The following is a 21,549-nucleotide window of genomic DNA, read 5'->3' as shown; positions in this document are numbered from 1 at the left end:
CTCGCCATGCGTTCGCCCCGCCGCGCCCGCCCGTGCGGGCCGCTGCCCGGCCGAACGACTCACAGAAAACGCGTACCCCGTCCCGCATGGCCGTCCTGTCCGCCGTCCCCGATGGGATGCGGCGTGCCTCCTCGCAGCGTGACTTTCTCCGAGCTGTCAAGGAGCACCCCGACGCGCTCGCACTGAAGTGCCACGCCTACCGGAACCTCACCGAGATCGCGGCCGAGCTGGCCAACTGGGCCGACTGGACGGCCATGACGACCCGCCCGACCGAGCAGCGCATCGCTGACGATCTCGACCTGGCGCTGTCCACCGTGAAGCGCTGGATCAGGTGGCTGCGCGAGCGCAGGTTCCTCGGCGTCGTGGAAGAGGGCACAACGAACCGGTTCCGCAGAGGTAACCAGTTCGGCCACCTCGACGACGGCATGGGGAACCGTGCGGCGGTCTGGGTGTTGTGCATCGCTGCTCCGGAGCTGGACGAACGCGACTTGTGCACCGACAAAACGACAACTGAACCCCCTTCATTGACTCTCCCTAGGAGAGTCAATGAAGGTCCTACGCACGCGCGCGAGGAAAGATCATCTTCGCGCCGCCGGAACCGAATCTCGACGACGAACGAGGCCGCCGCCACGCCGGGGACCCGCAAGCACGCGCTCCAGGTCGCCCAGAAGATCCACGACACCAGCACCACGCTGCGGCGCCTGTCGCCGTGGTACATCCGGCACCTGACCAGGTCCTTCGTCGCTGCTGGGTGGACGGCCGCCGACGTGCTGCACGCCCTGGACCACAAGCCGGACGGATCTGCCTGGACCTACACCTGGACCAGCCGCGGCCAGCTCCGCAACGTTCCCGGCTGGGTGCGGTTCCGGCTCGCTGCATGGCTCGACGAGCACGGCCGGCCCCTGCCCGGCAAGTCGCAGCGCCTCGAGGCCGCGGCCGCCGAGCTCCGCGCGGAGCAGAAGGCGCTGCGGGCGTGGTTTGAGGAGATGGAGGCTCGTCGCGCTGGCGGTCCCAGGGAGGTGCCGCAGAGGTTGAGCAGGGCGGAAGCGCTTGCGCCGCCGCCTGTGGTGGACGTGGTCGGCGCGCCCGGTCCGAACGCGGCTTACCGCGCTGTACGTGCGGCGATGGAGGCGAAGCGGCTGCAGGAGGAGGCCGAGCTGATGAGGAGGTTGGGGTCTTGAGCGAGTCGTACGCCGAGCAGGCGCGGCGGGCGCGGGAGCTGCTGGCGCGCTCGTCACCTGCGGCCGCGCGAGCGATGCGCGCGCGGGAGCAGGAGGCTGCGCGGCCGCGCCGGGTGGCGGACAAGTGGTGGTGGGCCTCGATCGACCAGCAGGTGGGGGAGGCGATCGAGGCGCAGCCCCGGCTCGTCGAGGTATCGCCGCCGGCGGTGGAGGCGGGGGTGGACGTGGAGGAGGAGCGGCGGCGGGTGTCGCTGGCGCGGGCGCGGATGCGGGCCCGCGCCGAGAGCGCAGCCCGACAGAACGACAAAAACGAATCTACGGCGTAAAGCCGGGGACGGGGGAGCGGTGAGCGTCCGGAAATGCTGCTGTGCGCGCGTCAGATCGACGCAGAGACGCTTTTACCAAGCGTCTGATACGTCGGACGCGTCACGCGTGTTCTTCCGCTCTCGGTGCGTCTGAGACGGTAACCGAATTGTGATCAGTGGAAACGTTCGCTGGTATCCCTCATGTACATATACCTCTCTTATGTGTGTTAGCTTGAAGATCAAGCACCACACGAAAGCACCACTGACCAGCCGAAATACGGAAGGAACGCCGTGATCGCCACAATCCCGGCCCCGTACAACGTGCTGCTCGGCGCACGCCGAGCAGGCGCAACCACCACCCACCAACTCGACGCGCTCGCCTGGTCCGCAGCCGCCAACGCTGCCGAATCCCGCGTCAACGACACCTGGGACGACCTCCTCCAGGAGGCCACCGACCGCGTCTACTGCGTCGCCCACTACCGGGCCGTCGAGGGAGCTGACACGCTCGGCATCGACCTCGACACCGGCGTCACCTACGACGAACTGCCCGCACCCGTCACCGCGAACGTCATCACCTCCGCGTTCGTCGCCGCGTGCAACATGTGCGACCGCACCGACGAGCACGACAAGCCGATAGCGGAACTGCTATCAGAGATCACCGTCCAGGACTGACGACCACACATCACCCCGAGCGGCCCCGCCAACGCGGGGCCGCCGCATTTCCACCACAAGGAGAACCGACATGAACGCCATGATCACCCGCTCCCGCGCCGAACTCCGGGCCGCCGCGATGGAAGTCCGCGACGCGGGAGCCACCACCACCCAGATCCTCCACACCGTCGCCCGGATGCTGACCAAGCCGGCCGCCGCCCCGGAGCAGATCGAGGTCAACGAGGCGAACGTCCGCGACATGGCCAGCTTCTGGTTCGACGAGCTGTCCGACGAGTACACGCGTGAGCAGGGCTTCACGCCGTACTCGTGGGAGACCGCCAAGTTCGACGACCTGACCGGAAGGGATCAGGCGTGGGTGGTCGGGCGCGTGATCGAGCAGTTCGGCGAGCCCGACACGATGCCGCGGCACCCCGCGCCGGTCCGGCTCGCTGACCACCTGCTCACCGGACTCCGGCGGGCGGCCGCGCTGAAGGTCGAGTACGGCGAGCACTTCGCGCCCACCTACGCCGAGATCCGCGAGGCGCTCATCACGCTTCTCGGCACCCAGTCCGTTGAGCGCGAGCTGGCGATCGAGTCCATCGGCCACGCGCTGGCGACCGGCAAGGGCATCGCCGAGGCCGTCGCGTACATGGACGGCCAGCTGTGACCGCGCCGACGCTGGACACCAGCACCCGGGCCATCGCCGAGCACCTGCTGGAGACGCTGCGGCTGCTCAACCGGGCCGACGATCAGCGGTTGGCCGTCTCGCAGGGCGGCGCCTACGGCGACGTGCGCGAGGCCCTGATCAAGGTCCTGGAGACGCAGCGCTGGGGCCGCGCGATGGCCAACGAGGCGATCTATCTCGCGATGACCGGCGACATCTCGCTGTGGGACGCCATGTATGCCGCCCGCATGGGCTGATAGCGGAATTGAAATCGGCTCCACGGCCCGAGGCGGGTCGCGGAGCCTTCTCGTCTCAGGAGGAAAACGCTCATGGTCAGCACGCACGCCACCGTCACCGAGGTCACCGACGAGATCGCGCAGCTGGTGGCCGACGCGATCAGCAAGCACTTCCGCGCCGACCCCGACTACGCACCCCAGGTCATGGACGCCGGCTGGGATGGCGGCCCCGGCCGCGTCATCGTCTGGCAGTACAGCGTGCCCGACTGGGCGTACCTGGTGGGCCACGGCGGGACATCGGAGTACGACTACTCGACCGAGTACGAGCCGATGCCGCTGCCCGAAGGCGTGTGGGCCGAGCCGGTCAACCCGATGACCCTGCGCATCATGCCGAACTACCGCTGAACAAGCTGATGGCCGGGCCCGCCACAGGCCCGGCCATCCAAACCAACCAACACCACAGAAAAGCCCCGGACTCCTCGCCGCCACGACGAGGTCCCAGTGCATCCCAGAGTAACGCACACCCCCGGCCATCACGGAAAGTAGGAGGAAACGTGAAATACGTCGCCACCGCCACCCGCCGCTACCGCATGGAGCTCCCAGACCGGGACTGGTTCGAGCCCATCGTCACCGATGACGTTCACCGGGTGATCCGCTCCAGGCGCGCGGCTCGTCTCGCGGGGCTTCAGCTTGTTGTCACTCTGCTGCCGCTCAGGGCCGAGGAGGTGCCCGCCTGCTCCTGGTGTCGTGCCCGGCCGCGCGCGGTCGAGTACGACTGCGATGGGGCGTACCTGACCGCGACGTGCGAATCGGCGCAGTGCAGAAAGGCCCGCCGGCTGGCGTACGAGGGCGTCATCGCCTACCCGTCCTACCGTCGCGGCGATCAGGCGTCGCGGATCGTCAAGCCTGTCCGGGTTCGCCGTTTGGACGGGCCGCGGCCGGGCGTCGTGACGGTGGACGAGTTCGACGACATTACGTGTAGCTGCGGCAACATCTCGTCGTTCGCGGGGTTCCACCCATGTCTGCCGGGCGGTGCGCTCGTCGAGCCGGACCATCCGGAGTGGAACGGTCTGTGGTGGTGTGCGGGTGTCGGGTGTCCTGGCGTGATCGTCGATTGCCGGGAGCCTGCCGAGTACGCGGACGAGCCGGGCACGCCGGTCGAGATCGTCGTTATCTGATTGTGATCATTCGCGATCATGCCGGTATCTCATATGTCTATGTCGGTGTGCTGCACGTGCTAAGCTGCTGCTAGCAGCACCTCAGAAACGAACAGACCAACAAGCCGATAGCGGCACAGCAATCCACACACGGCACCGGCCCCGCGACCCACCGTCGCGGGGCCGTCGCGCGTTCGGAGGACAAACACCATGAGCACCGCCACCGCCACCAAGGCCCCCACGCCCGCCACCGACAAGCAGAAGGCGTTCCTCGACAAGCTGCTCGACGAGCGGGTCCACCAGCTCACCCCCGACATGATCCGCCTGGCCAAGGACAAGGCGTCCGCCCGCGACATGTCGTCCCTCATCGACACCCTGCTCAACGCGCCGCGCAAGCCCAAGCCCGCCGAGCCGGCCGCGACCATCGAGCCCGGCGTCTACAAGAAGAACGGCGACATCTACGAGATCAAGGAGTCCCGCACCGGCGTACTGCGCGTCAAGAAGATCCGCGTTGTCGGGCAGAAGGTCCGCCGCTTCGCCAGTCTCTACCGGCCCAGCCAGTTCACGCCCGACGACCGGATCACCCTTGACGACGCCAGCGGATTCGGCCACCAGTACGGCATCTGCTGCTGCTGCTTCCGGCTCCTCACCGACGCCCAGTCCGTGCACGACGGAATCGGGCCGGTGTGCAAGAAGAAGTACTTCCCCGGCCTCTGACCGCCGATAGCGCAACCGCAATCAGCACCGGCGGCCCCGCAACTCGGGGCCGCCGCTACCCCCAGGAGGAAGCGTTGGAGCAGGAAACCACCCGCATGTTCGGCAAATGCCCCTTCAAGGGCTGCAAGCACCGCGCCGTCATGGACACCCCCGCCATTCGGGAGTACGACCGCGACCGCGCGCAGCGCGTCATTGGCAGCTACCTCAAGCCCGTCGCCAAACACGCCGGGATGCCGGACACCGGCTGGTGGTCCTTCTTCGACGTCTACGACTGGCTGTACCACGACCCGTCCCGGTGGACCCGCGACGTGGCCGACGACCGGCCCCGCTGCCCCGACCACAACCGGCTGTTCCGCTGGGCCCAGCTCGACACCAGCAAGGGCGTCAACCACGACAAGCGGTGCGACGGCCGCTGCCGATCCGCCCGCGGCCACGTCTGCGATTGCCCATGTCTCGGCGAGCAGCATGGCGCCGACAACCTCCTCAAGATCTGAAAGGACCAACCCATGCCCATGTCCCCGAACCGCACCGCGCTCCAGATCATCAACCGGCTCCGGAGGGACGGGTTCACTGTGACCATCCCCGACGAGCCGTACCGCCGCGTCTACTCCATCCCGCTCAGCCGCGGCATGTACTTCGGCGAGTTGGTCGTCTCCGCCGACAAGGGACGCGCGCTGCGGATGTCCATGACGTGGCAGCCGAACATGACCAACCGCAAGGCCATCGGCGGCTCCCACATCATCGGCCTGCTCAACACCCTGCCCGACCACGGCTGGCAGAACTGAAAGGAACCCCCATGCCCCTCATGAACCTTCCGGGCATCGCCCGCGTCCACTACGACAGCATCCAGAACGGCCGCTACACCCAAGCTGACTACGTCGCCGTGCTCGACGGCGCATGGGCGCTGGCCGTCGCGGTGTGCGACGGCGCTGGTGACGACTCCGACGCGGCCGACGCTGCCCACATCAGCGCGCAGATCGCGGCCGCCGTCGCTGGCTCCACCAACAGCGGGGTGCAGGGCCTGCACGCGGCCCGCACCTACCTGCAGCAGCGCAACGAGGACGCTCCGCCCGGCCAGGAGGGCATCACCACGGCGGTCGTCGCGGCGATCACCTACGGCGGTCTGGACCTCGCCTGGGTCGGTGACTCGCCCGCGTGGGCGGTGCACCTGGACGGCAAGGTCGTCCCCCTGACCACACCGTCGTGTCACCCCTGCAGGACGCCGTGCAACGTCGAGGAGAAGCACGAGGGCGGGAGCTCCTGGCCGCACCGACTCGTCACCAGCACCGACGACTACGCCCGCATCATCCTCGCGTCGGACGGACTGACCGCGCATCTGCCGCTCCTTGGGCGGCTCGACCACGTGAACGCCATGCTGCCCGAGCTGTCGCGACTGGCCACGCCCGACCTCGACGGCGAGTACGTCGCGGCCGCGCTGCTCGATTTGGCCAGTCGCGGCCGCGGCGGCGACAACACCACGGTCGCCGTCATCGACCTCCTCCGCGAGGAGCAGAACGGCGGCCCGGCATGACGAGCATCGCGACGACCACCGTCATGGGGCTGCTGCTCACCACCGACCTCAACCCGGGCGACCGGGTGGCGCTGCTGCTGGCCGACGACGGCGACCGGCTCGACCAGCGGTACCTGTCCAGCGCGCTGACCCTCGGCGACGGTGACACCGACACCGAGATCGGCGAGGTCGAGGAGTACCCGCACGTGCGGCTCCTCGTGGGCCGGCTGGCCCACCCGGGCGGCAGAGAACGCAACCTCATCGCCGGTCTGCTGCTCGACCGCGTCTTCCCGCCCGGCTCCAACCGGTGGTGGCTCGATCTGCGCGGCGGCGTCGTCATCACCGGCTTGTGCGACTGCGGCGCGCCCTGTGACCTGCCCGACCCCATCTACGACGCGGCGCGCGCCGCGTCCGACTCCGTCGTGAGAGGAAACCGATGACTAGAAGAATCCGGCCCGCCGCCAACCCGAACAACCACAGCATGATCACCACGAAGGCGCACCTGTGCGGGTGGGCCATCACGAGTGGCCCGGCCAGCGAGGGCACCTCGGAGCTGATCCTGACCCGCGACGACTGGAAGATCGTCGTCGCGCTGAAGGCGGGCACGGTGTTCGCGGCCGCCATTCAGTACCCGGGCCGGCCGAACCCCTCGGCGGTGGTGGGGTCCGACCAGATGGGCCGCTACCTGCGTGGCCACCGCGAGCGGATGTCGGCGTTCCGCATCGGCCAGCGCGTGGTCTGCGGTGACCGCGCCGGGCTGGTGCACGACATCTGCCCGGAAGACGAGGTGAAGGTGCGGCTGGTCGTCCGATACGACGACGGCAGCGTGGGCGAGCCGTACACCACGCACGTCCACGCCGAGGAAGAGGTGACGGTGTGAAGCCGATCCGCCGACCGCTGGCCCTGCTCAACCACGCCGTCTACCAGGACCCGGACGGGGAGCACACCTACCTGCTCGCCCCCGGCGCGCACGGAGTGGACTTCCACGTCCCGGCCTGCCCGAAGCTCAAGGGCGTCGAGGTGCTGTCCAAGAAGACCGGCACATACAACGGCATCTTCGACATCCCCAAGGGCGTGTGGCCCTGCTCGTTCTGCCAGCCGCACGGCCGCCACAAGGTGACCCTGCCGGACGGCACCGACCGGTACCGGCCGCAAGGTCCCATCGCGTTCGGCCGCCACGGCGACCGGGACGAGCTGCACGGCGAGTACGCACTGTGCGAGCAATCCCGGGGGAAGTGGCGGGTCCGCGAGTGGGCCGGTGACGGGCCGGCCGCGCTCGCCCGCGCCGCCGAACTGGGCATCACGGTGATTCTCGGCCCGCCCGACAAGCGGTACGGCCTCCCCATGGAGCCCGCGCCTGCCGAGGTGAAGGCGTGACGCTCATCGCAGCCGCCAGGCCGGTCAAGGCCGACGACGTCATCAGGGGCAGGGACGGGCAGTACGTCGTCCTGCGCGTCCGCGAGCACGGCAACCTGATCAAGGCCCGCCACTCCGCGACCAACACCATCTGGCACCTGGTCCCGCGCGCCGGAACCTGGGTCCGTCTCTAACACGCGTATCGGCCCCACCGCGGCGGTGGGGCCGATAGCGGAACCGCAACCAATGGAGGAACCCGTGAGCGACCGCATGACAGTCGAATGCCCGAAATGCGGCGATACCTCGGGCGTCGTCGTCCTGGCCGACCGCGAAGACACGATCGTCTCCGCGTGCTGCGAGGCCGTGATCCCCGAGCTGAACGACGGGGCGACCATCCTCGTCGAGGACGGCAAGCTCGTCTGCCCCTACGGCGACTGCGGCGCCGCCGACCAGATCCTCGAACTGGACGTGGCCACCCGATCCAACGACCTAACCATCAGCGAGCCGGGCGTCATCAAGGTCAGCCTCGGCGACGGCTCCTTCGAGCGCGACGGCTTCGAGTGCCAGCAGTGCATGCGCAGCGTGTCTCTGCCGGACGGCTACGAGCTTTCCTACCCCTAATCGGCTGATAGCGGAACCGTAATCAACCCCATGGAAGGGAACACCACGATGGCGACCACCACGAAGAAGCCGCGCAAGCGGCGCAAGGTCACGCAGGCCATGAAGGACCGCGACACCGCCAGCCGCGCGGCCGCCCGCGAGGTCCTGCACGCTTACGCCACGGCGTGCCTGGCCAACCCGGCCGCGCTGGAGCAGTTCCGCTCGATCGCCGCGAGCATCGGGTGGAAGTTCGACCCCACCAGCGACGACGACGGCTACTCGCTGCAGAACGCCCTGCTGCTGGCCGCCCAGCGGCGCCCGCTCACCCACTGCGGCGGCTTCGACTACTGGCTGAGCCAGGGCCGGTGCGTCGTCGAGGGGGAGAAGTCCCTGTTCACGTTCCGTCACATCGGCCGGAAGAAGTCCGAGGAGGAGCGCGCCGAAGAGACGAAGCAGGCCGAGGACGGCTGGCAGTCGTCCAAGCGCGGGCCTCGCTACTACGTGAAGCGCGGCACGTTCGACGTGTCCCAGACCCGGCCCGTCGTGAAGTGCCCGCACTGCGGCACCGCCCCGACCAGCCCCGAGGACCGCACCACGCAGTGCCCGCCGACGTGCGCGGTGTTCACGCCCCGGCCCGGCGGCAAGCCTCCCCGCGAGCTTGTCCTTGAGCTGATGCAGGACCAGCTCAGAGACGCCGACGAGGACGGCGAGCCCGGCCCCCAGCAGTAATCACCCCCGCGCAGGGCGGCGGGTGGCCGCCCTGCGCTCTCCTTGAGCGAGGAACTTTGATCACGATCAAGCACACGCACGAAGACGGCACCCTCGTCTACGGCACGTCCAAGGGCGACGGCGTCTACGACATCATCCGCAAGTGGGAGAACGGCAACTTCAAGTTCTTCCCGTCTATGGCTCGGCGAGGACTGCCGTGCATCGGGCTGCGCAACAGCCGGGACCACGTCGCAGACCGGTGGGCTATCAACGCCGCGGCGAAGGCCCTCCGCGCGGCCGGGTTCGAGGTCGAAGTCGATATCGACGACGAGCCCCGCGACCGCGCTCAGGTCCTCGCCGACCAGGCTGACCGGCTCGAAGACCGCCGCGACGCGCTGGAGAGGAAGGCCGAGCGGCACGCTGGCGAGGCGGCCGCCGCGCACGAACGCGCAGAGCAGATCGGCGAGCGGTTCGCGGGTGGCCAGCCCATCCTGGTCGGCCACCACTCCGAGCGGGGCGCGCGGCGCGACCAGAAGCGGATGCACCAGGCGATGCGCAAGAGCATCGACGAGAACGACCAGGCGCAGGAGACGGCCCGCCGCGCCAGCGCGGTCGGATCCAACATGCGCTACTCGGCCAAGCCGAGCGTGACGAAACGCAGGATCGACAACGCCATCAACGAGATCAAGCGGATCGAACGGGACCTGGCCGGCTACACCCGCCGCCACCTCGACCACCACGGCAACCCGCTCTTCATCGATCAGCACGAGCCCGCGTCCGGCGACCACCGCGAACGGCTGCTCGCCCGCCGCGCCCAGCTCGAAAACCAGCTGGAGTATGACCGGGCACAACTCGAGGTCGCGAAGGCCGCGGGCTGGATCGAGTGGGGGCCGGACAACGTGCACGTCGGCGACCTGGTCGAGTACTGGGTGCGCGGCCGGAAGCGGCCGGTTCTGAAGGTCAACAGGAAGACCGTTGCCGTCCAGTCGGACTACTCGTGGCCGGACAAGGTGGAGTTCTCCAAGATCCTATCGGTGGAGTGCCTGCACGAGGACACCGAGTTCCCGGCGGCCAAGCCCAGGTCAGCCACCACCGCGACGCCCCCGCCCCCGAGTCCGGCGCCTGCGCCGCGCAAGGTCGAGGTGCCGACGATCGACACCGAGAAGCTGAAGGCGGCCGCGCAGACCGTCAGCAACGTGACCGTGGGCCGTGGCCGGGAAGCGTTCGTGTCGCCGCCTGCCGTGGTGGACAAGCTCATGGAGTTCGCCGACATCCAGCCCGGCATGACCGTGCTCGAACCCTCAGCGGGGACGGGCAACATCGCGGCGGCCGCCGTCGAGCTGGGCGCGGTCGTGGACTGTGTCGAACTCGACTACAACCTGGCGACCTCCCTGACCTCCCGCGTCCCCGGCGTGAACGCCACCTCTGTCCGTGACTTCCTGGAGATAGACCCGGCCGAGCGCGCCCCCTTCGACCGGGTGGTGATGAACCCTCCGTTCTCCGGCGGCAAGGACATCCTCCACGTCACCCACGCGCTGCGGTTCCTCAAGCCTGGCGGGCGGCTCGTCGCCGTCATGGGCGCCGGGGTGATCTTCCACCAGTCCAAGGCGGCTGAGAAGTTCCGGACCCTGATCGAGGAACGCGGCGGCGAGATTGAGGCGCTGCCCTCGGGCTCGTTCGCCCCGGCCACGAACGCCGCCACGGTCGTCGTGGTCATCCCCGCTTGATAGCGGGGCCGCTACCAGCACACCAGCCCCGCCCCTCGAGGGCGGGGCCCTCACCGGAGCGTCCGTGAAGATCATCCTTTCGTACGGGCTCGGCGTGGACTCGACGGCGATTCTGCTGCGCTGGCTGCTCGAACCCGGCACACGCTGGTTCGACCTGTCCGATCTCGTCGTCGTCACGGCGCAGACCGGAGACGAGTGGGTAGAGACCGGCTACCTCGTCGAGCAGCACATTTACCCGCTCCTCGCCCACCACGGCGTACGCACCGTGCAGGCGTCACGGGCCGGCCCGCGACAGAAGAACGGCATCGTCGTCCACGACGACACCACCCACCCGATCCTCTGCCTGACGTCGGCGCCGGGCGCCTACCGGCTGTCGGACGAGCTGCTGTCGGTGGCGACCATCCCCCAGTCCGGAGGCGTGCGCAAATGCTCGCTGAAGTTCAAGGGATGGGTCCTTGACCAGGTCATCGCCCAGATCGTCGGCGACGACGAGTTCGTGCACGTCGTCGGGTTCGAGGCGAACGAGGCCCGCCGGATGCTGCAGGACATGCCGCTCGGCCTACCTGCCCGGATCCCGTCGTACCCGCTGATCGAATGTGGCTGGGACCGCGCCGACGCGGAGCGGTACATCCTCGACAAGCTCGGCGTGAAATGGCCCAAGTCGGCGTGCGTGCAGTGCCCGTTCGCGTTTTCCCTGGCAGAGGGGCGTGAGCGGACCATTCCGCGCTACCTGGCCAACCCGTACGAGGCGCTGCTGGGGCTGACGATGGAGCACCTCGCGGTCGCGGTGAACCCGCGGCAGGGGCTCCTCGCGGGCGAGCAGCTGTACGACCTGATCGCCTCACACCCGGACAGCGGGCCGCTGCTAGAGCTGTTCGAGCGGCGTCTCAACCGGCTGCCGTGGGCGGTCTACGACGTGCGCCGCGCCATGGGCGCCAAGCCTGGCGACGCGATGGCGCGCGGCCAGACCTACCGGTCGCTGGAACTGCTCGTCGAAGGCACCCGCGCCGACGTGCTCGCGCGTCTCGACCGGGCCGCTCACCTGCTTGGCCGCGAGGTCGAGACGGACGGCCGCCACCACCGGGTGTGGCTGCGCACCCGGAACCTCTACTACCCGTGCGTCGAGCACGCCCTGGTCGTCGCGCCCGCGCTGGCGCACGACAAGACCTTCAAGTCCTTCGAGAAGGCGTGGCTGGCCGGCCTGAACGGGCCCGCCCAGCTCTCGCTGTCGTTCTAACCCCTCGCTATTCGCGAAAGGCAACACCACAGATGAACCGCCACTCTGCAGTACCCCCTGCCGAAAATCACACCGCGAAGGCGCTCGTCAGGGCCTACCGACACGTACGTGCCGTGGCCGCGTTCTGGACGGCCCCCGGCCGCTACGCGGTAGTCGTCACGGCCTCCGGCCACCTCCTCTTCCACCGGGAGCCCGCCGACATGATCCGAATCCCCTTCTATGAGGAGGGCGAGCTGGCCAAGGCCGTCGCGCAGACCCGCGCCGCGCAGACCGCCGCCGAGGAGTCGTTTCGCAAGGAGTCCGGGTGCTGAACCGGCTCTTCCCCGACGACATCGACGTTGTCGAGATGTTCGCGGGCGGCGGCGGCTCTGGAACCGGGATCGCTGCCGTCCCCGGCACGAAGCTCAAGTTCGCCGCCAACCACGCCAAGCCCGCAAAGTGGACGTACGTCGAGAACCACCCGCACGTGGACTTCTGGCTCGGCGACGTCCAGGCCGCCGACGCGATCGAGAAGTTCCCGTACGCCAGCTTCTTCTGGGCTTCTCCCGCCTGCCCGGCCTTCAGCACGGCCTCGGGCGAGACACGGTACTTCGACAAGGAAAACCAGATGGCCCTCTGGGCCGACGACCTGGACAACCTGACCGAGCACCAGAAGACCCGCATCCGGTCGCGCGCCCTGATGGAGGAGGTCGTCACCTACCTGCGGCACTGCCAGGAGAAACACGGCAAGCCGGTGCTCGGGTTCGGCGTCGAAAACGTCGTGCAGGCCCGACTGTGGGCGCACTGGGACCGGTGGATCCGAGAGCTGCGGAAGCTCGGCTACATCATCCAGATCCACGCCGTCAACGCCGCGCACGTGCAGGGACGCACCACGCTGCCCACCCCGCAGTCCCGCGATCGGATGCTCGTCTCCGGCATCCACGAGTCCGTGGGCCGCACACCGAACTACCGCAAGTGGTTCGACCCGTACGCCTTCTGCCCCCGCCACGGCGGATGGGTGCAGGCCGTCCGCGCGTGGAAGAAGCGCGGCACGGACATGGGCGTCTACGGCATCAAGAACGGCCAGTACGTGTGGATCTGCCCCGAAGTAGCGTGCCAGGGGCAGATCATCGAACCGCCCGTGCTCCCGGCCGCGTACACGATCGACTGGACCGACCTCGGCACCCCGATCGGATCCCGGAAGAAGACGAAGCAAAAGCCCGAGGGCCTGGCGCCCAAGACGATCGCCCGCATCCGCGCCGGAGTCGAGGAGCACTGGATCAAGCCGTTCATCACGCCCGCCGGCGGCACCTGGAACGACGGGCCCAGGGGAGTGGACGAGCCGATCCCCGCCCTCACCACGCGCGAGGCGAACGCGCTCGTCGTGCCGTGCGAAGGCCGCGACGGCAAGACAGCGCGGCCGACCAGCTTGCCGAAGCGGACCAGCACCACCCGGAACGAGGACGGCATCGCTTTCCCCCCGGACGCACAACCAGGCGTGTTTCCCTCGTTCCTGTCGCTGATGCGGTCGGGTCGGGCGCGGAACACGGACCCGACCACGGACCCGCTGGCGACGCTCGTCTCGGACGGCTCGAACCACGGGCTCGCTAGTGACCCGGCCTTCAAGGACGGCATGTTGCCGCTGGTGTTCCCCTTCCGGGGCGGTGGCGACGAGTTCAAGTCGAGACCCGCGTTCGAGGACCCCGCGCACGCGGTCACGGCCGGCGGCTTCCACCACGGACTCGGCGTCCCTCCCGGCTGGCAGCCACCGCCAGCGCTGCTCATGCGGAACAACGGCAGCCGGGGAGATGGGCGCGAGCACGTCACCCCGACCAGCGAGCACATGCGCACGGTCACCACAACCGGACACCAGTCCCTCGTCACCGCGCCGCCCAGCCTGCCCATGCACGAGACGCTGCTCATGGCGTACTACGGCAACGGCCGCACGCAGAGCGTGCACGAGCCGGTGGGGACGCTGCCGACCAGGGACCGGTGGGCGCTGCTCACCTCGGACGGCCAGATCGACGTGTCGTCGATCCTGTTCCGGATGCTCCGGATTCACGAGCTCCGGCGGGCGCAGTCGTTCCCCAACGACTACCAGTTCGTTGCCGACACCGCGCGCGACAAGGTCAAGCTCATCGGCAACGCGGTTCCGCCGCCCATGGCCGAGATCCTGACCTGCGCGATCATCGAGGCGATTCTCGGCATCGAGCTGGCCAGGTTCGATTACGCCCTCGCCACCTGATAGCGGTATCGCAATTGGCCTCGCCGCGGCAGCGGCGGGGCCACCTCACCCCGAACAAGGAGAGCCACCTTGGCGTTCGACCAATCCGACCAGCCGAAGCACAGTCACACCAACGACGACGACTGCCCGCCGCACCTGATGGCACGCCCCGACAATCTTGCGCCGGGCGACCACTGGGCGCGCTACTGCGACCTGTGCGGCACGCACGTCCAGCAGGGCAGCCTCGGCTTCTCAGCGCACATGCAGACCGTCCACCCAGAGAAGTCCGCATGACCCGCCACGTGATCCAGATGAGCGGCGGCATCGGCTCGTTCTGGGCCGCCAAGCGCGTCGCCGACCAGCACGGCACCGCTGACCTGGTGCTGCTGTTCGCCGATACCCTCGTTGAGGACGAAGACCTCTACCGGTTCCTCGGCGACGCCGCCGCCCACCTCGGCGTCGAGCTGGTCACCGTCCGGGACGGGCGGACCCCGTTCGAGGTGTACTTCGACGAGCACTTCCTGGGCAACTCCCGTCTTGCGCCGTGCACCAAGCGGCTAAAGCAGATCCCGTGCCGCAAGTGGCTGGAAGCCAACTGCGACCCGGCCGACACCGTGGTGTACGTCGGCATCGACCACGCGGAGCAGCGGCGCATCCCCGGCGTCATCAAAGGATGGTCGCCGTGGCGGGTCGAGTTCCCGATGGACGACGAGCCGCACTGGTCGAAGGACGGCATGCTCGACGAATGCCGCGCACTCGGCATCGCCGTGCCCCGGCTGTACGACCTCTGCTACGAACACAACAACTGCGGCGGGGTGTGCGTCCGGGCCGGCCGGGAGCAGTGGCTGCTCACGCTGGAGGTGTTCCCCGAGCGGTACGCCGAAGCCGAACGCCAGGAGCAGCGGTTCCGCGAGGAGTTCGGCAAGGACGTGGCGATCCTCACCGAGACCGTCGCCGGGGTGAAACGGCCGCTGACGCTCGCTGAGCTGCGCCGCCGCTACGAGGGAGGCCTGATCAGGCGCCGACGCAAGACCAGGCAACTTGCCCTGGCCGACGTCGCCGCCTGATGCACGCCCCGCTGTACCTGGCGCCGCCCAGCACCGACCGGATCCGCGAGCACATCCACGCGGGCCGGCTCGGCGCCATCGTCACCCCGTCCTCCGGGAACCGCATCCCGGAGGACGGGTGGTGGGCGGCCGACTCCGGGATCTTCGGCAGCTCGTACGTCGGCGACGAGGCGTACATGCGCTGGCTGGAGGACCGCGCTGAGTTCGCCGATCGGTGCCTGTTCGCGACCGCGCCCGACGTCGTCGGCAACGCGTTCGCCACGATCAACCGCTCATATCCGTACCTGGGCCGCATCCGGCGCATGGGGTACCCGGTCGCGCTGGTCGCTCAGGACTGGCTCGAATTCTGCAACTGGTGGGATTGGGACGACTTCGACTGCCTGTTCATCGGCGGTAGCACCCGCTGGAAGCTGTCGCCGGCGGCCGCCGTGCTCGCTCGCGTGGCGGCCTCGATCGGCAAGTGGGTGCACGTCGGGCGGGTCAATTCGCTCAAGCGCTTCCGCTACGCCGCCCGCGTCATGCTCGCGGATTCGGCGGACGGAACGCTCCTGGCCAACGGCCCCGACAAGCACCTGCCGTCAGTCCTGAGCTGGCCCCGGCACCTACTGGCCGAGGACGCGCCGTCCCTCATGGACGCGCGCGAGCTCGTCCATGACCCGTACGACGGCCGCTACCAGCTCTGGTCGCGGCCGGCTGGCGCGCCGCCGCGGCGCGCCGCAGCTCCCGAACACGAACAACTCACCTTGGTCTGAAAGGGCTCTTGATGTCTGTCATGTGCTTTCACTGCCGAGAACCGCTCGACGAGTGCAGGCGCGCCATGCTGCAGGACGCCACCGACAAGGCCGTCCGAGAGATCGGTTTCGCGCAGCTTGCCGCCGAGTCCGACGAGGACCAGGCCGTGCACGTCGTGTCCGCGTGGGACGCCGCCCGCGCGGTCAACGAGCTGGTGGACCTCATCGTGGCGCAGGAGTACGGCATTTCGATCGACGAGGCGTTCGGGCGGGCCCACACCCTCATCGAGGAGGTCGTCTGTGCCTAGCTGCCCCTGACTTCGCGTTCGATCAGGGGGGCCAGAGCCCTTTTCAAAGCACTGTAGTCGCGCTCTTCCCGTATACGGCCGGATGGCAGTTCACCCTTGCGCGCCATGACCGCGTAAGGACAGGTGCGGGTACTACCTACTCGGAATCCCTTGATGAGCCTGTCGGTCCTGGCCTCGTAGACCCGGTATACGTAGGTCATGCGGACGGGCCGGATGGCGATGCCTCTCGCGTACCCGCACACCTCGCCTACCCCACGTTCGATGCCGTACTCGCAGACGACCAATTGCACCTTCTCGGAATGGGGGTCTCCACTATCCAGCCATTCCTGTGGTAAGTCGACCGAGGAGGAGTAGTCGCTCGCGCCGTATGGGTGAACCTCGAAGAACCTGATGGGATGCGGCCCCGACCCTGCGTATGGAGAGGCCATGCCGGTGTAAATCGTGGGGCTGCGTACCGGTCCCTGGAGATCGGCGGGGCACGGAGCGTAGGGAAGGACTGGCCCTGCGGGCCGAGTTGGCAGCAGCCACGTCAATACGGGGATGGCGACGGCGGGGACAACAAGGAAGCACAGCACAGCGAGGATCATCAGCCGAATCGCACGTGGGGCTCGACGGAACCACATCCGCATAGACCCGATCCTATGGCTGCGACCGGTGAGGACTGTGATCGTGAAGCGACTGATTGCGGCAGTTCCGTCCGCATCGCAGGAGCGGATGCCTGACGAGGCAACCTGACGATGCGCATGACGCGTCTTATGCGTCAGATGCATACTCTATTGTTCTGCACATCCAATCGGTCGAGTCGGGAGTGAAGCTTGAACAAGGCAGATTTGATCGAGGAGTGGGGTCAGCGGACGAGCGCCCCATCCAAGGCAGCCGCAAAGCGAAGCGTTGACGCGTTCATCGACATCATTGTCGGCACCGTGGCCACCGGCCAGGAGGTCCGGATCGGTGGCCTCGGCGTCTTCGACCGTGCCTACCACCAGGCCACCATCCGCCGGAACCCGAACACCAACGAGGCGTTCAGCGTGCCCGGCAAGTGGGTCATGCGGTTCCGGCCGGCCAAGAGCGTCAAGGCCGCCGTCAACAAGTAGCACCAGCTCGTCGGCGGTCCGCAGCGGGGGCGCGGACCGCCGACGCATTTCCTCCCTCTCTACCGAAGGAACACCACATGAAGCGATCCGACATGGACGCCGCCCTCGAGGAGCTGTACGCCAAGGTGCCGCAGCCCGGCTGCAAGGGCTTGTGCCAGGACTCGTGCGGGCCGATCGGGATGAACCCGCGCGAGCAGCAGAGAATCCGCGAGCGCGGCGTGAAGATCCCGCACTACCGGGACGGCCTGGCCGAGCTGGTCGAGACGGGCGACTACACCTGCCCGGCGCTGAAGGACGGCCAGTGCAGCGTGTACGAGGTGCGGCCGATGCTGTGCAGGTTGTGGGGCGCCACGGAGACGATGCCGTGCACGTACGGCTGCCGCCCCGAGGAGGGGTTGCTTCCGGACGCGGAGGGGCACGCGCTGCTGGCGCAGTCGCTCGACGTCGGCAAGGCGGACACGCTGAGCGCGGAGGAGCTGGGCCGTCTCAAGAAGCGGTTCGACGACCCGACGTTCCGGCAGACGGTCCGCGAGTACGTGCGGGACAATCGGCGCGCCCGGCCGGAGAAGAAGCGCCGCCGGCGCGGATGAAGACGCGGGGCGCGAGCTGGATAGGGACGGCTCGCGCCTCACCACGGGCGCCACAAAGCCGCCGCTTTACCGTGACGGCGGCTTTTGCGTTGGCTGGCCCGGCTACTGTTCCAGGCCCAGCTCGTCCAGGTAGGCCTCGATGGCGTCGTTGATGACAGCTTTGCCGCCCATCTGCTCCTGGTGACATGCGGCGACGAGCCGAGCCCTCGTGTTCGGCTTGAGCCGTACGACCGCCGGCGGTGCGGTCGGCCGGTCGGCCGGCGTGCCGGGCGGCGGCTGGTTCGGGTCGCGCGGCAGCTTCAAGTCGGAGTCCTCCGGCATCTCGGCAGGGATGGGCGGCTGCAGCGCGTCGCAGTAGGTGTTGATGGCCAGCTCGAACGTCTCTTGCAAGCCCATCCCGGTCTCTTCGATGGCCTCGGTGAGGCGGTCGTTGATGTCCTCGTACAGATGGGCGATGGTCGGCTTGAGCTTGGTCCACTGCGGCTTGCGGCCGCGGCGGGGGCTGGGACGCGCCGATTGCGGTTCCGCTGTTGGCTGCTGCGCGGAAGCGGATTTGCTGCTCGACGTGCGTGGCATGGCGGTGGCTTTCTGTGGTGGCGTGGCGTGGTTCAACGGTACGGCGTTTCTGCCGTCTTGTCGCGTCGAACGCACAGCATAGATCACCAGTACACCGCTTGTAATTTCTGGTCTCTCAGTGGTATACAGACGTTTGCAGCCGGTATTATCGGACGTAGTCAAGCGTTGATCATGGTCAACTGCTTGAGACACGCTGATAGCGGTGAAGCAATCAACCGCCACGCCACGCCACCCCGGAAGGGAACCCATGCCCAACGACCCCGAACCTCACGAATGCACCCGCCCCGGCTCGCCTGTCGCCGTCCTCCGAGCGGACGGCAGCGACTCCATCAACATCGGTTGAGACTGCTGATAGCGGAAACGCAATCTGCATCCGGCCGGCCCCGAGCTGGCCAGGCACACCCCCACGACGAATAGAGAACGCAATGAAGAAGCTCGCCATCGTAGACCTCGAAACCACATCCCTCGACGAACGCCACGGCGACCTGTGGGAGATCGGCCTCATCATGCGTGACCTGCGCCAGCCGATCCGGACCGACCGCGAATTCTGGTGGCAGGTCCGCCCGGACCTCGGCCTCGCCGACCCGAACTCCGTGCAGGTCGGGAAGTACTACAAGCGGTGCCGCGTCGTGAACAAGGCGATCGGCGGAGGCCGAAGGCTCGCACCTACCCTCGACGTCTCTGGCAGTCCTTGGATGAAGGAACACACCGGCATGCCCTTGGCCGAGGGCGACTGGTACATGAACGCCGACGCTGTGAGCATCGCCCGCACGCTTGCGAAGGAGCTGGACGGCGCGACCATCGTCGCGAACAACCCGGCGTTCGACCGGCGGTTCCTGGACAAGTTCCTGCGGGCCAACGGGCAGATCCTCACGGCCCACCACCGCATGATCGACATTCGAGCCCTGCTGATCGGTTACGTGGACGGTCGGCTGTCCGCCTTCGACGGCAAGGTGGAGGACGCATTCGCGCCCGAGGTCGTGCCGTACGTCGAGGACTGGCTGGACGGCTACATGGACAGCCCGGCATGGGAGATCGTCGGCATCGCGCAGGACCCGGGAACCGCGCACACCGCGCTCGGCGACGCCCGCCTGGACCGCGACGTCTACGACGCGATCCGTGGCGGCGGCCGGTGACCGCCGCCACCGTCAGCGCCGTCCTCACCAGTGCCGCGAACCGCATCGAAAACAGCGGATGGGCCTCCCACTACCAGCAGCCCGGCGTCACCTTGAGCGGCGCCATCGCGCTGGAGGTCCGTGACGCCCCCGGCTCCAACGCGCACAGAGCAGCGCTCCTCACCGCGGCGTTCGCCGCTCTCGAGCGACACATCGGCGCGGCGTGCCCTTCCGACTGGCTCCGCGACCCCGACCGCACTCAAGCCGAGGTTGTTGCAGCACTCCGCGAAGCTGCCGAACCGGAGGAGGGGCGGTCACTGTGATCACCAAGTGGGAAGTCCTGTCCCTGATCTGGGCGAGCGGCGTCGCCTACACCGCGCCGCGCATCCTCAACCGGTGGTCCCTCATCACCACCTGCGACCCCATCGAGCTGTGCCAAGGCTGCCGCGACGAACGCAGATACGTCATGCAAGAGGGCATGACGTACGAGGTCATGGGCGCCGCCGGCGGGCCGCTGCAGGTGTTGGTGGAGGCGTTCGCCTGGTACCTCAAGCCGTTCCTGCCCGCCCTCCGCAGGGCTGCAGGGCGGCCGCCGCTGCCGACCTGCTCGAAGGGCTCATGCCTGGCCCACACCAGCACGCGGAGGCGCGCGTGAGCCAGCGTTTCGCCCGCTGCATGGCGGTGTTCTGCCTGCTCATGGTCCCCGCACACCTCGCGCTGTTCGACGGCGCGGGTCAACCCGTTGTGGCTGCGGTGTTCGTGGTCTTGGACGTCGTGGCCATGGTCCTCTGGCGGGTCATCGCCCGCCGGCGGGCTGCCAACTCTCCCTCTATCGAAAGGATCTCCTCATGAAGCCCACCATCCGCCTCGTCGCCTGCCTGGTGACGCTCCTGCTCATCGTGGCGATGTGGCTGACCTTCGCGTATCTGATGAAGGACACCGGAATGATCGGCGCGGTCCTCGGCCTGGGCCTGATCGCGGTCCTCCTCATCGGGAACTGGGTGACCGACCTCGCCGTCGAGCCCGAGCCGGCCGAGCGTCAGTTTGCGCTGGCGAAGGAGGGTGAGGAGTGATGGCCGTGGACGTCAGTCACCTCGGCATCACCGAGGCCGTCACGGCGTGGGTGGCCGCCCGCCGATGCTGACGGGCGGCACGCCGTAGGCTTCTTGTGCGTGTGTCTGCACAACCACGCAGAAGCCCCGGTGCCCCTGGCGCCGGGGCTTCCCCTATTTTCGGGGATCGCCGCTCTCCCTCCGATGTAATTATTCCCGACACGTATGCGAAGGTTCCCAACATGTATACTTCTACCATGACCAGAAAAGGCCCTCGCGGGCCTGTGCCCATCTACCAGATGATCATCAACGCCATCAGGGAAGACATCGACGCGGGCCGGCTCCAGTCCGGCCAGGAGTTGCCCACGGAAGCCGAGCTCTGCAAGCTGCACGGCGCGTCCCGGCTGACGGTACGCAAGGCGCTCGCCGTCCTGCGTGACGAAGGCCTCATCTACACCATCCAGGCCAGGGGCTCCTACGTCGGGCCGGAGGACGCTCCAACGATCCGCACGCCGTGGCCGTTCGAGCAGGTCGCGGCCAGCCTCCTCGAAGGGATCAAGAAGGGCGGCTACCAGCCGGACGAGGTGCTGCCGTCCGAGGTGGAGATCACCCAGACGTACGGCGTAGCCAAGAAGACGGCCCGCGCGGCCGTCGCCCTGCTGCGTGAACAGGGCTGGGTGTACACCGTGCCCGCCATTGGGACCTTCGTCTCCAGCCGCGACAAATGGCCGACCAGCGAGTCAGGCTGAAAAGGCTGTAGGGAG

Annotated in this window: 34 protein-coding genes; 33 read left to right on the top strand and 1 reads right to left on the bottom strand. The window is 68.2% G+C overall.

The features are described from left to right. The first annotated feature begins 86 nt into the window (after window positions 1–86). The 27 genes from AB0K28_RS25295 (at window position 87) to AB0K28_RS25165 (ending at window position 18,042) form a co-directional block, all read left to right on the top strand. Entirely contained in the window at window positions 87–1,181 is a 1,095-nt protein-coding gene (locus tag AB0K28_RS25295) for a hypothetical protein (protein ID WP_364374441.1), read from the top strand. After that, window positions 1,178–1,507 carry a hypothetical protein gene (locus AB0K28_RS25290; RefSeq protein WP_364374438.1) on the top strand — a complete coding sequence of 110 codons (330 nt, stop codon included), beginning with the start codon at window positions 1,178–1,180 and terminating at the stop codon, window positions 1,505–1,507. Before AB0K28_RS25295 ends, AB0K28_RS25290 begins: the two co-directional genes overlap by 4 nt. A gap of 270 nt (window positions 1,508–1,777) precedes the next feature. After that, a complete protein-coding gene (locus tag AB0K28_RS25285) occupies window positions 1,778–2,158 on the top strand; it encodes a hypothetical protein (protein WP_364374435.1) in 381 nt (126 codons plus the stop codon). A gap of 70 nt (window positions 2,159–2,228) precedes the next feature. Beyond that, window positions 2,229–2,804 (top strand): hypothetical protein, encoded by a 576-nt coding sequence (locus AB0K28_RS25280; RefSeq protein WP_364374432.1) that lies wholly within the window; start codon window positions 2,229–2,231, stop codon window positions 2,802–2,804. Continuing rightward, the gene (locus AB0K28_RS25275) at window positions 2,801–3,058 is read left to right on the top strand and encodes a hypothetical protein (RefSeq protein ID WP_364374429.1); all 258 of its coding nucleotides are present in this window, start codon (window positions 2,801–2,803) and stop codon (window positions 3,056–3,058) included. The genes AB0K28_RS25280 and AB0K28_RS25275 overlap by 4 nt, the downstream gene beginning before the upstream one ends. A 72-nt stretch (window positions 3,059–3,130) precedes the next feature. Beyond that, complete coding sequence (locus AB0K28_RS25270) at window positions 3,131–3,442, top strand: hypothetical protein (protein ID WP_364374426.1); 312 nt, start codon at window positions 3,131–3,133, stop codon at window positions 3,440–3,442. A gap of 149 nt (window positions 3,443–3,591) precedes the next feature. Then, entirely contained in the window at window positions 3,592–4,215 is a 624-nt protein-coding gene (locus AB0K28_RS25265; RefSeq protein WP_364374423.1) for a hypothetical protein, read from the top strand. Window positions 4,216–4,404: 189 nt separating this feature from the next. Next, window positions 4,405–4,911, top strand: a complete 507-nt coding sequence (locus AB0K28_RS25260; protein ID WP_364374420.1) for a DUF6011 domain-containing protein — start codon at window positions 4,405–4,407, stop codon at window positions 4,909–4,911. A 74-nt stretch (window positions 4,912–4,985) separates the two neighbouring features. Then, window positions 4,986–5,405, top strand: a complete 420-nt coding sequence (locus AB0K28_RS25255) for a hypothetical protein (RefSeq protein WP_364374417.1) — start codon at window positions 4,986–4,988, stop codon at window positions 5,403–5,405. Between the two features lie 12 nt (window positions 5,406–5,417). Beyond that, entirely contained in the window at window positions 5,418–5,696 is a 279-nt protein-coding gene (locus AB0K28_RS25250) for a hypothetical protein (protein ID WP_364374414.1), read from the top strand. Window positions 5,697–5,707: 11 nt separating this feature from the next. After that, window positions 5,708–6,442, top strand: a complete 735-nt coding sequence (locus AB0K28_RS25245; protein WP_364374411.1) for a protein phosphatase 2C domain-containing protein — start codon at window positions 5,708–5,710, stop codon at window positions 6,440–6,442. Then, a complete protein-coding gene (locus tag AB0K28_RS25240) occupies window positions 6,439–6,861 on the top strand; it encodes a hypothetical protein (RefSeq protein ID WP_364374408.1) in 423 nt (140 codons plus the stop codon). Before AB0K28_RS25245 ends, AB0K28_RS25240 begins: the two co-directional genes overlap by 4 nt. Continuing rightward, window positions 6,858–7,301: a hypothetical protein gene (locus tag AB0K28_RS25235; RefSeq protein WP_364374405.1), complete on the top strand. Its 444-nt coding sequence runs from the start codon at window positions 6,858–6,860 to the stop codon at window positions 7,299–7,301. The genes AB0K28_RS25240 and AB0K28_RS25235 overlap by 4 nt, the downstream gene beginning before the upstream one ends. Further along, window positions 7,298–7,798: a hypothetical protein gene (locus AB0K28_RS25230; RefSeq protein WP_364374402.1), complete on the top strand. Its 501-nt coding sequence runs from the start codon at window positions 7,298–7,300 to the stop codon at window positions 7,796–7,798. The genes AB0K28_RS25235 and AB0K28_RS25230 overlap by 4 nt, the downstream gene beginning before the upstream one ends. Next, window positions 7,795–7,971 carry a hypothetical protein gene (locus tag AB0K28_RS25225; RefSeq protein WP_364374399.1) on the top strand — a complete coding sequence of 59 codons (177 nt, stop codon included), beginning with the start codon at window positions 7,795–7,797 and terminating at the stop codon, window positions 7,969–7,971. Before AB0K28_RS25230 ends, AB0K28_RS25225 begins: the two co-directional genes overlap by 4 nt. A 64-nt stretch (window positions 7,972–8,035) precedes the next feature. Next, entirely contained in the window at window positions 8,036–8,398 is a 363-nt protein-coding gene (locus tag AB0K28_RS25220; protein ID WP_364374396.1) for a hypothetical protein, read from the top strand. A gap of 48 nt (window positions 8,399–8,446) precedes the next feature. Next, a complete protein-coding gene (locus AB0K28_RS25215; RefSeq protein WP_364374393.1) occupies window positions 8,447–9,106 on the top strand; it encodes a hypothetical protein in 660 nt (219 codons plus the stop codon). Between the two features lie 56 nt (window positions 9,107–9,162). Further along, window positions 9,163–10,812, top strand: a complete 1,650-nt coding sequence (locus AB0K28_RS25210; protein ID WP_364374390.1) for a DUF3560 domain-containing protein — start codon at window positions 9,163–9,165, stop codon at window positions 10,810–10,812. A 64-nt stretch (window positions 10,813–10,876) separates the two neighbouring features. Next, complete coding sequence (locus AB0K28_RS25205) at window positions 10,877–12,049, top strand: hypothetical protein (RefSeq protein ID WP_364374387.1); 1,173 nt, start codon at window positions 10,877–10,879, stop codon at window positions 12,047–12,049. A gap of 113 nt (window positions 12,050–12,162) precedes the next feature. Further along, window positions 12,163–12,360 (top strand): hypothetical protein, encoded by a 198-nt coding sequence (locus AB0K28_RS25200; protein ID WP_364374384.1) that lies wholly within the window; start codon window positions 12,163–12,165, stop codon window positions 12,358–12,360. Beyond that, a complete protein-coding gene (locus AB0K28_RS25195) occupies window positions 12,354–14,273 on the top strand; it encodes a DNA cytosine methyltransferase (protein ID WP_364374381.1) in 1,920 nt (639 codons plus the stop codon). The genes AB0K28_RS25200 and AB0K28_RS25195 overlap by 7 nt, the downstream gene beginning before the upstream one ends. Before the next feature lie 69 nt (window positions 14,274–14,342). After that, a complete protein-coding gene (locus AB0K28_RS25190; protein ID WP_364374378.1) occupies window positions 14,343–14,546 on the top strand; it encodes a hypothetical protein in 204 nt (67 codons plus the stop codon). Next, window positions 14,543–15,319, top strand: coding sequence for a hypothetical protein (locus tag AB0K28_RS25185; protein ID WP_364374375.1), 777 nt, complete (start codon window positions 14,543–14,545; stop codon window positions 15,317–15,319). The genes AB0K28_RS25190 and AB0K28_RS25185 overlap by 4 nt, the downstream gene beginning before the upstream one ends. After that, a complete protein-coding gene (locus tag AB0K28_RS25180; RefSeq protein ID WP_364374372.1) occupies window positions 15,319–16,071 on the top strand; it encodes a hypothetical protein in 753 nt (250 codons plus the stop codon). The genes AB0K28_RS25185 and AB0K28_RS25180 overlap by 1 nt, the downstream gene beginning before the upstream one ends. A 65-nt stretch (window positions 16,072–16,136) precedes the next feature. Beyond that, window positions 16,137–16,358: a hypothetical protein gene (locus AB0K28_RS25175; protein ID WP_364374369.1), complete on the top strand. Its 222-nt coding sequence runs from the start codon at window positions 16,137–16,139 to the stop codon at window positions 16,356–16,358. An 815-nt stretch (window positions 16,359–17,173) separates the two neighbouring features. Next, window positions 17,174–17,452, top strand: a complete 279-nt coding sequence (locus tag AB0K28_RS25170) for an HU family DNA-binding protein (RefSeq protein ID WP_364374366.1) — start codon at window positions 17,174–17,176, stop codon at window positions 17,450–17,452. 77 nt (window positions 17,453–17,529) lie between these two features. After that, entirely contained in the window at window positions 17,530–18,042 is a 513-nt protein-coding gene (locus AB0K28_RS25165) for a YkgJ family cysteine cluster protein (protein WP_364374363.1), read from the top strand. Between the two features lie 102 nt (window positions 18,043–18,144). Here the strand turns inward: AB0K28_RS25165 and AB0K28_RS25160 are convergent, their stop codons facing one another. Continuing rightward, a complete protein-coding gene (locus tag AB0K28_RS25160) occupies window positions 18,145–18,705 on the bottom strand; it encodes a hypothetical protein (RefSeq protein WP_364374360.1) in 561 nt (186 codons plus the stop codon). Between the two features lie 338 nt (window positions 18,706–19,043). Between AB0K28_RS25160 and AB0K28_RS25155 the strand changes: the two genes are divergently transcribed. The 6 genes from AB0K28_RS25155 to AB0K28_RS25130 all read left to right on the top strand — a co-directional run bounded on the left by AB0K28_RS25155 (window position 19,044) and on the right by AB0K28_RS25130 (window position 21,534). Further along, window positions 19,044–19,754 carry a hypothetical protein gene (locus AB0K28_RS25155; RefSeq protein ID WP_364374357.1) on the top strand — a complete coding sequence of 237 codons (711 nt, stop codon included), beginning with the start codon at window positions 19,044–19,046 and terminating at the stop codon, window positions 19,752–19,754. Next, the gene (locus AB0K28_RS25150) at window positions 19,751–20,056 is read left to right on the top strand and encodes a hypothetical protein (protein ID WP_364374354.1); all 306 of its coding nucleotides are present in this window, start codon (window positions 19,751–19,753) and stop codon (window positions 20,054–20,056) included. Before AB0K28_RS25155 ends, AB0K28_RS25150 begins: the two co-directional genes overlap by 4 nt. After that, on the top strand, window positions 20,053–20,388 hold the full coding sequence (locus AB0K28_RS25145; RefSeq protein WP_364374351.1) for a hypothetical protein: 336 nt from the start codon (window positions 20,053–20,055) through the stop codon (window positions 20,386–20,388). The genes AB0K28_RS25150 and AB0K28_RS25145 overlap by 4 nt, the downstream gene beginning before the upstream one ends. After that, window positions 20,385–20,585 carry a hypothetical protein gene (locus AB0K28_RS25140; RefSeq protein WP_364374348.1) on the top strand — a complete coding sequence of 67 codons (201 nt, stop codon included), beginning with the start codon at window positions 20,385–20,387 and terminating at the stop codon, window positions 20,583–20,585. The genes AB0K28_RS25145 and AB0K28_RS25140 overlap by 4 nt, the downstream gene beginning before the upstream one ends. Further along, window positions 20,582–20,806, top strand: coding sequence for a hypothetical protein (locus tag AB0K28_RS25135; protein WP_364374345.1), 225 nt, complete (start codon window positions 20,582–20,584; stop codon window positions 20,804–20,806). Before AB0K28_RS25140 ends, AB0K28_RS25135 begins: the two co-directional genes overlap by 4 nt. A gap of 236 nt (window positions 20,807–21,042) precedes the next feature. Then, window positions 21,043–21,534 carry a winged helix-turn-helix domain-containing protein gene (locus AB0K28_RS25130; protein ID WP_364374342.1) on the top strand — a complete coding sequence of 164 codons (492 nt, stop codon included), beginning with the start codon at window positions 21,043–21,045 and terminating at the stop codon, window positions 21,532–21,534. Window positions 21,535–21,549 lie beyond the last annotated feature (15 nt).

Source organism: Nonomuraea sp. NPDC049504, assembly GCF_040676845.1.
GTDB lineage: Bacteria > Actinomycetota > Actinomycetes > Streptosporangiales > Streptosporangiaceae > Nonomuraea > Nonomuraea salmonea.
This window is presented reverse-complemented; position numbering and strand designations above follow the sequence as displayed.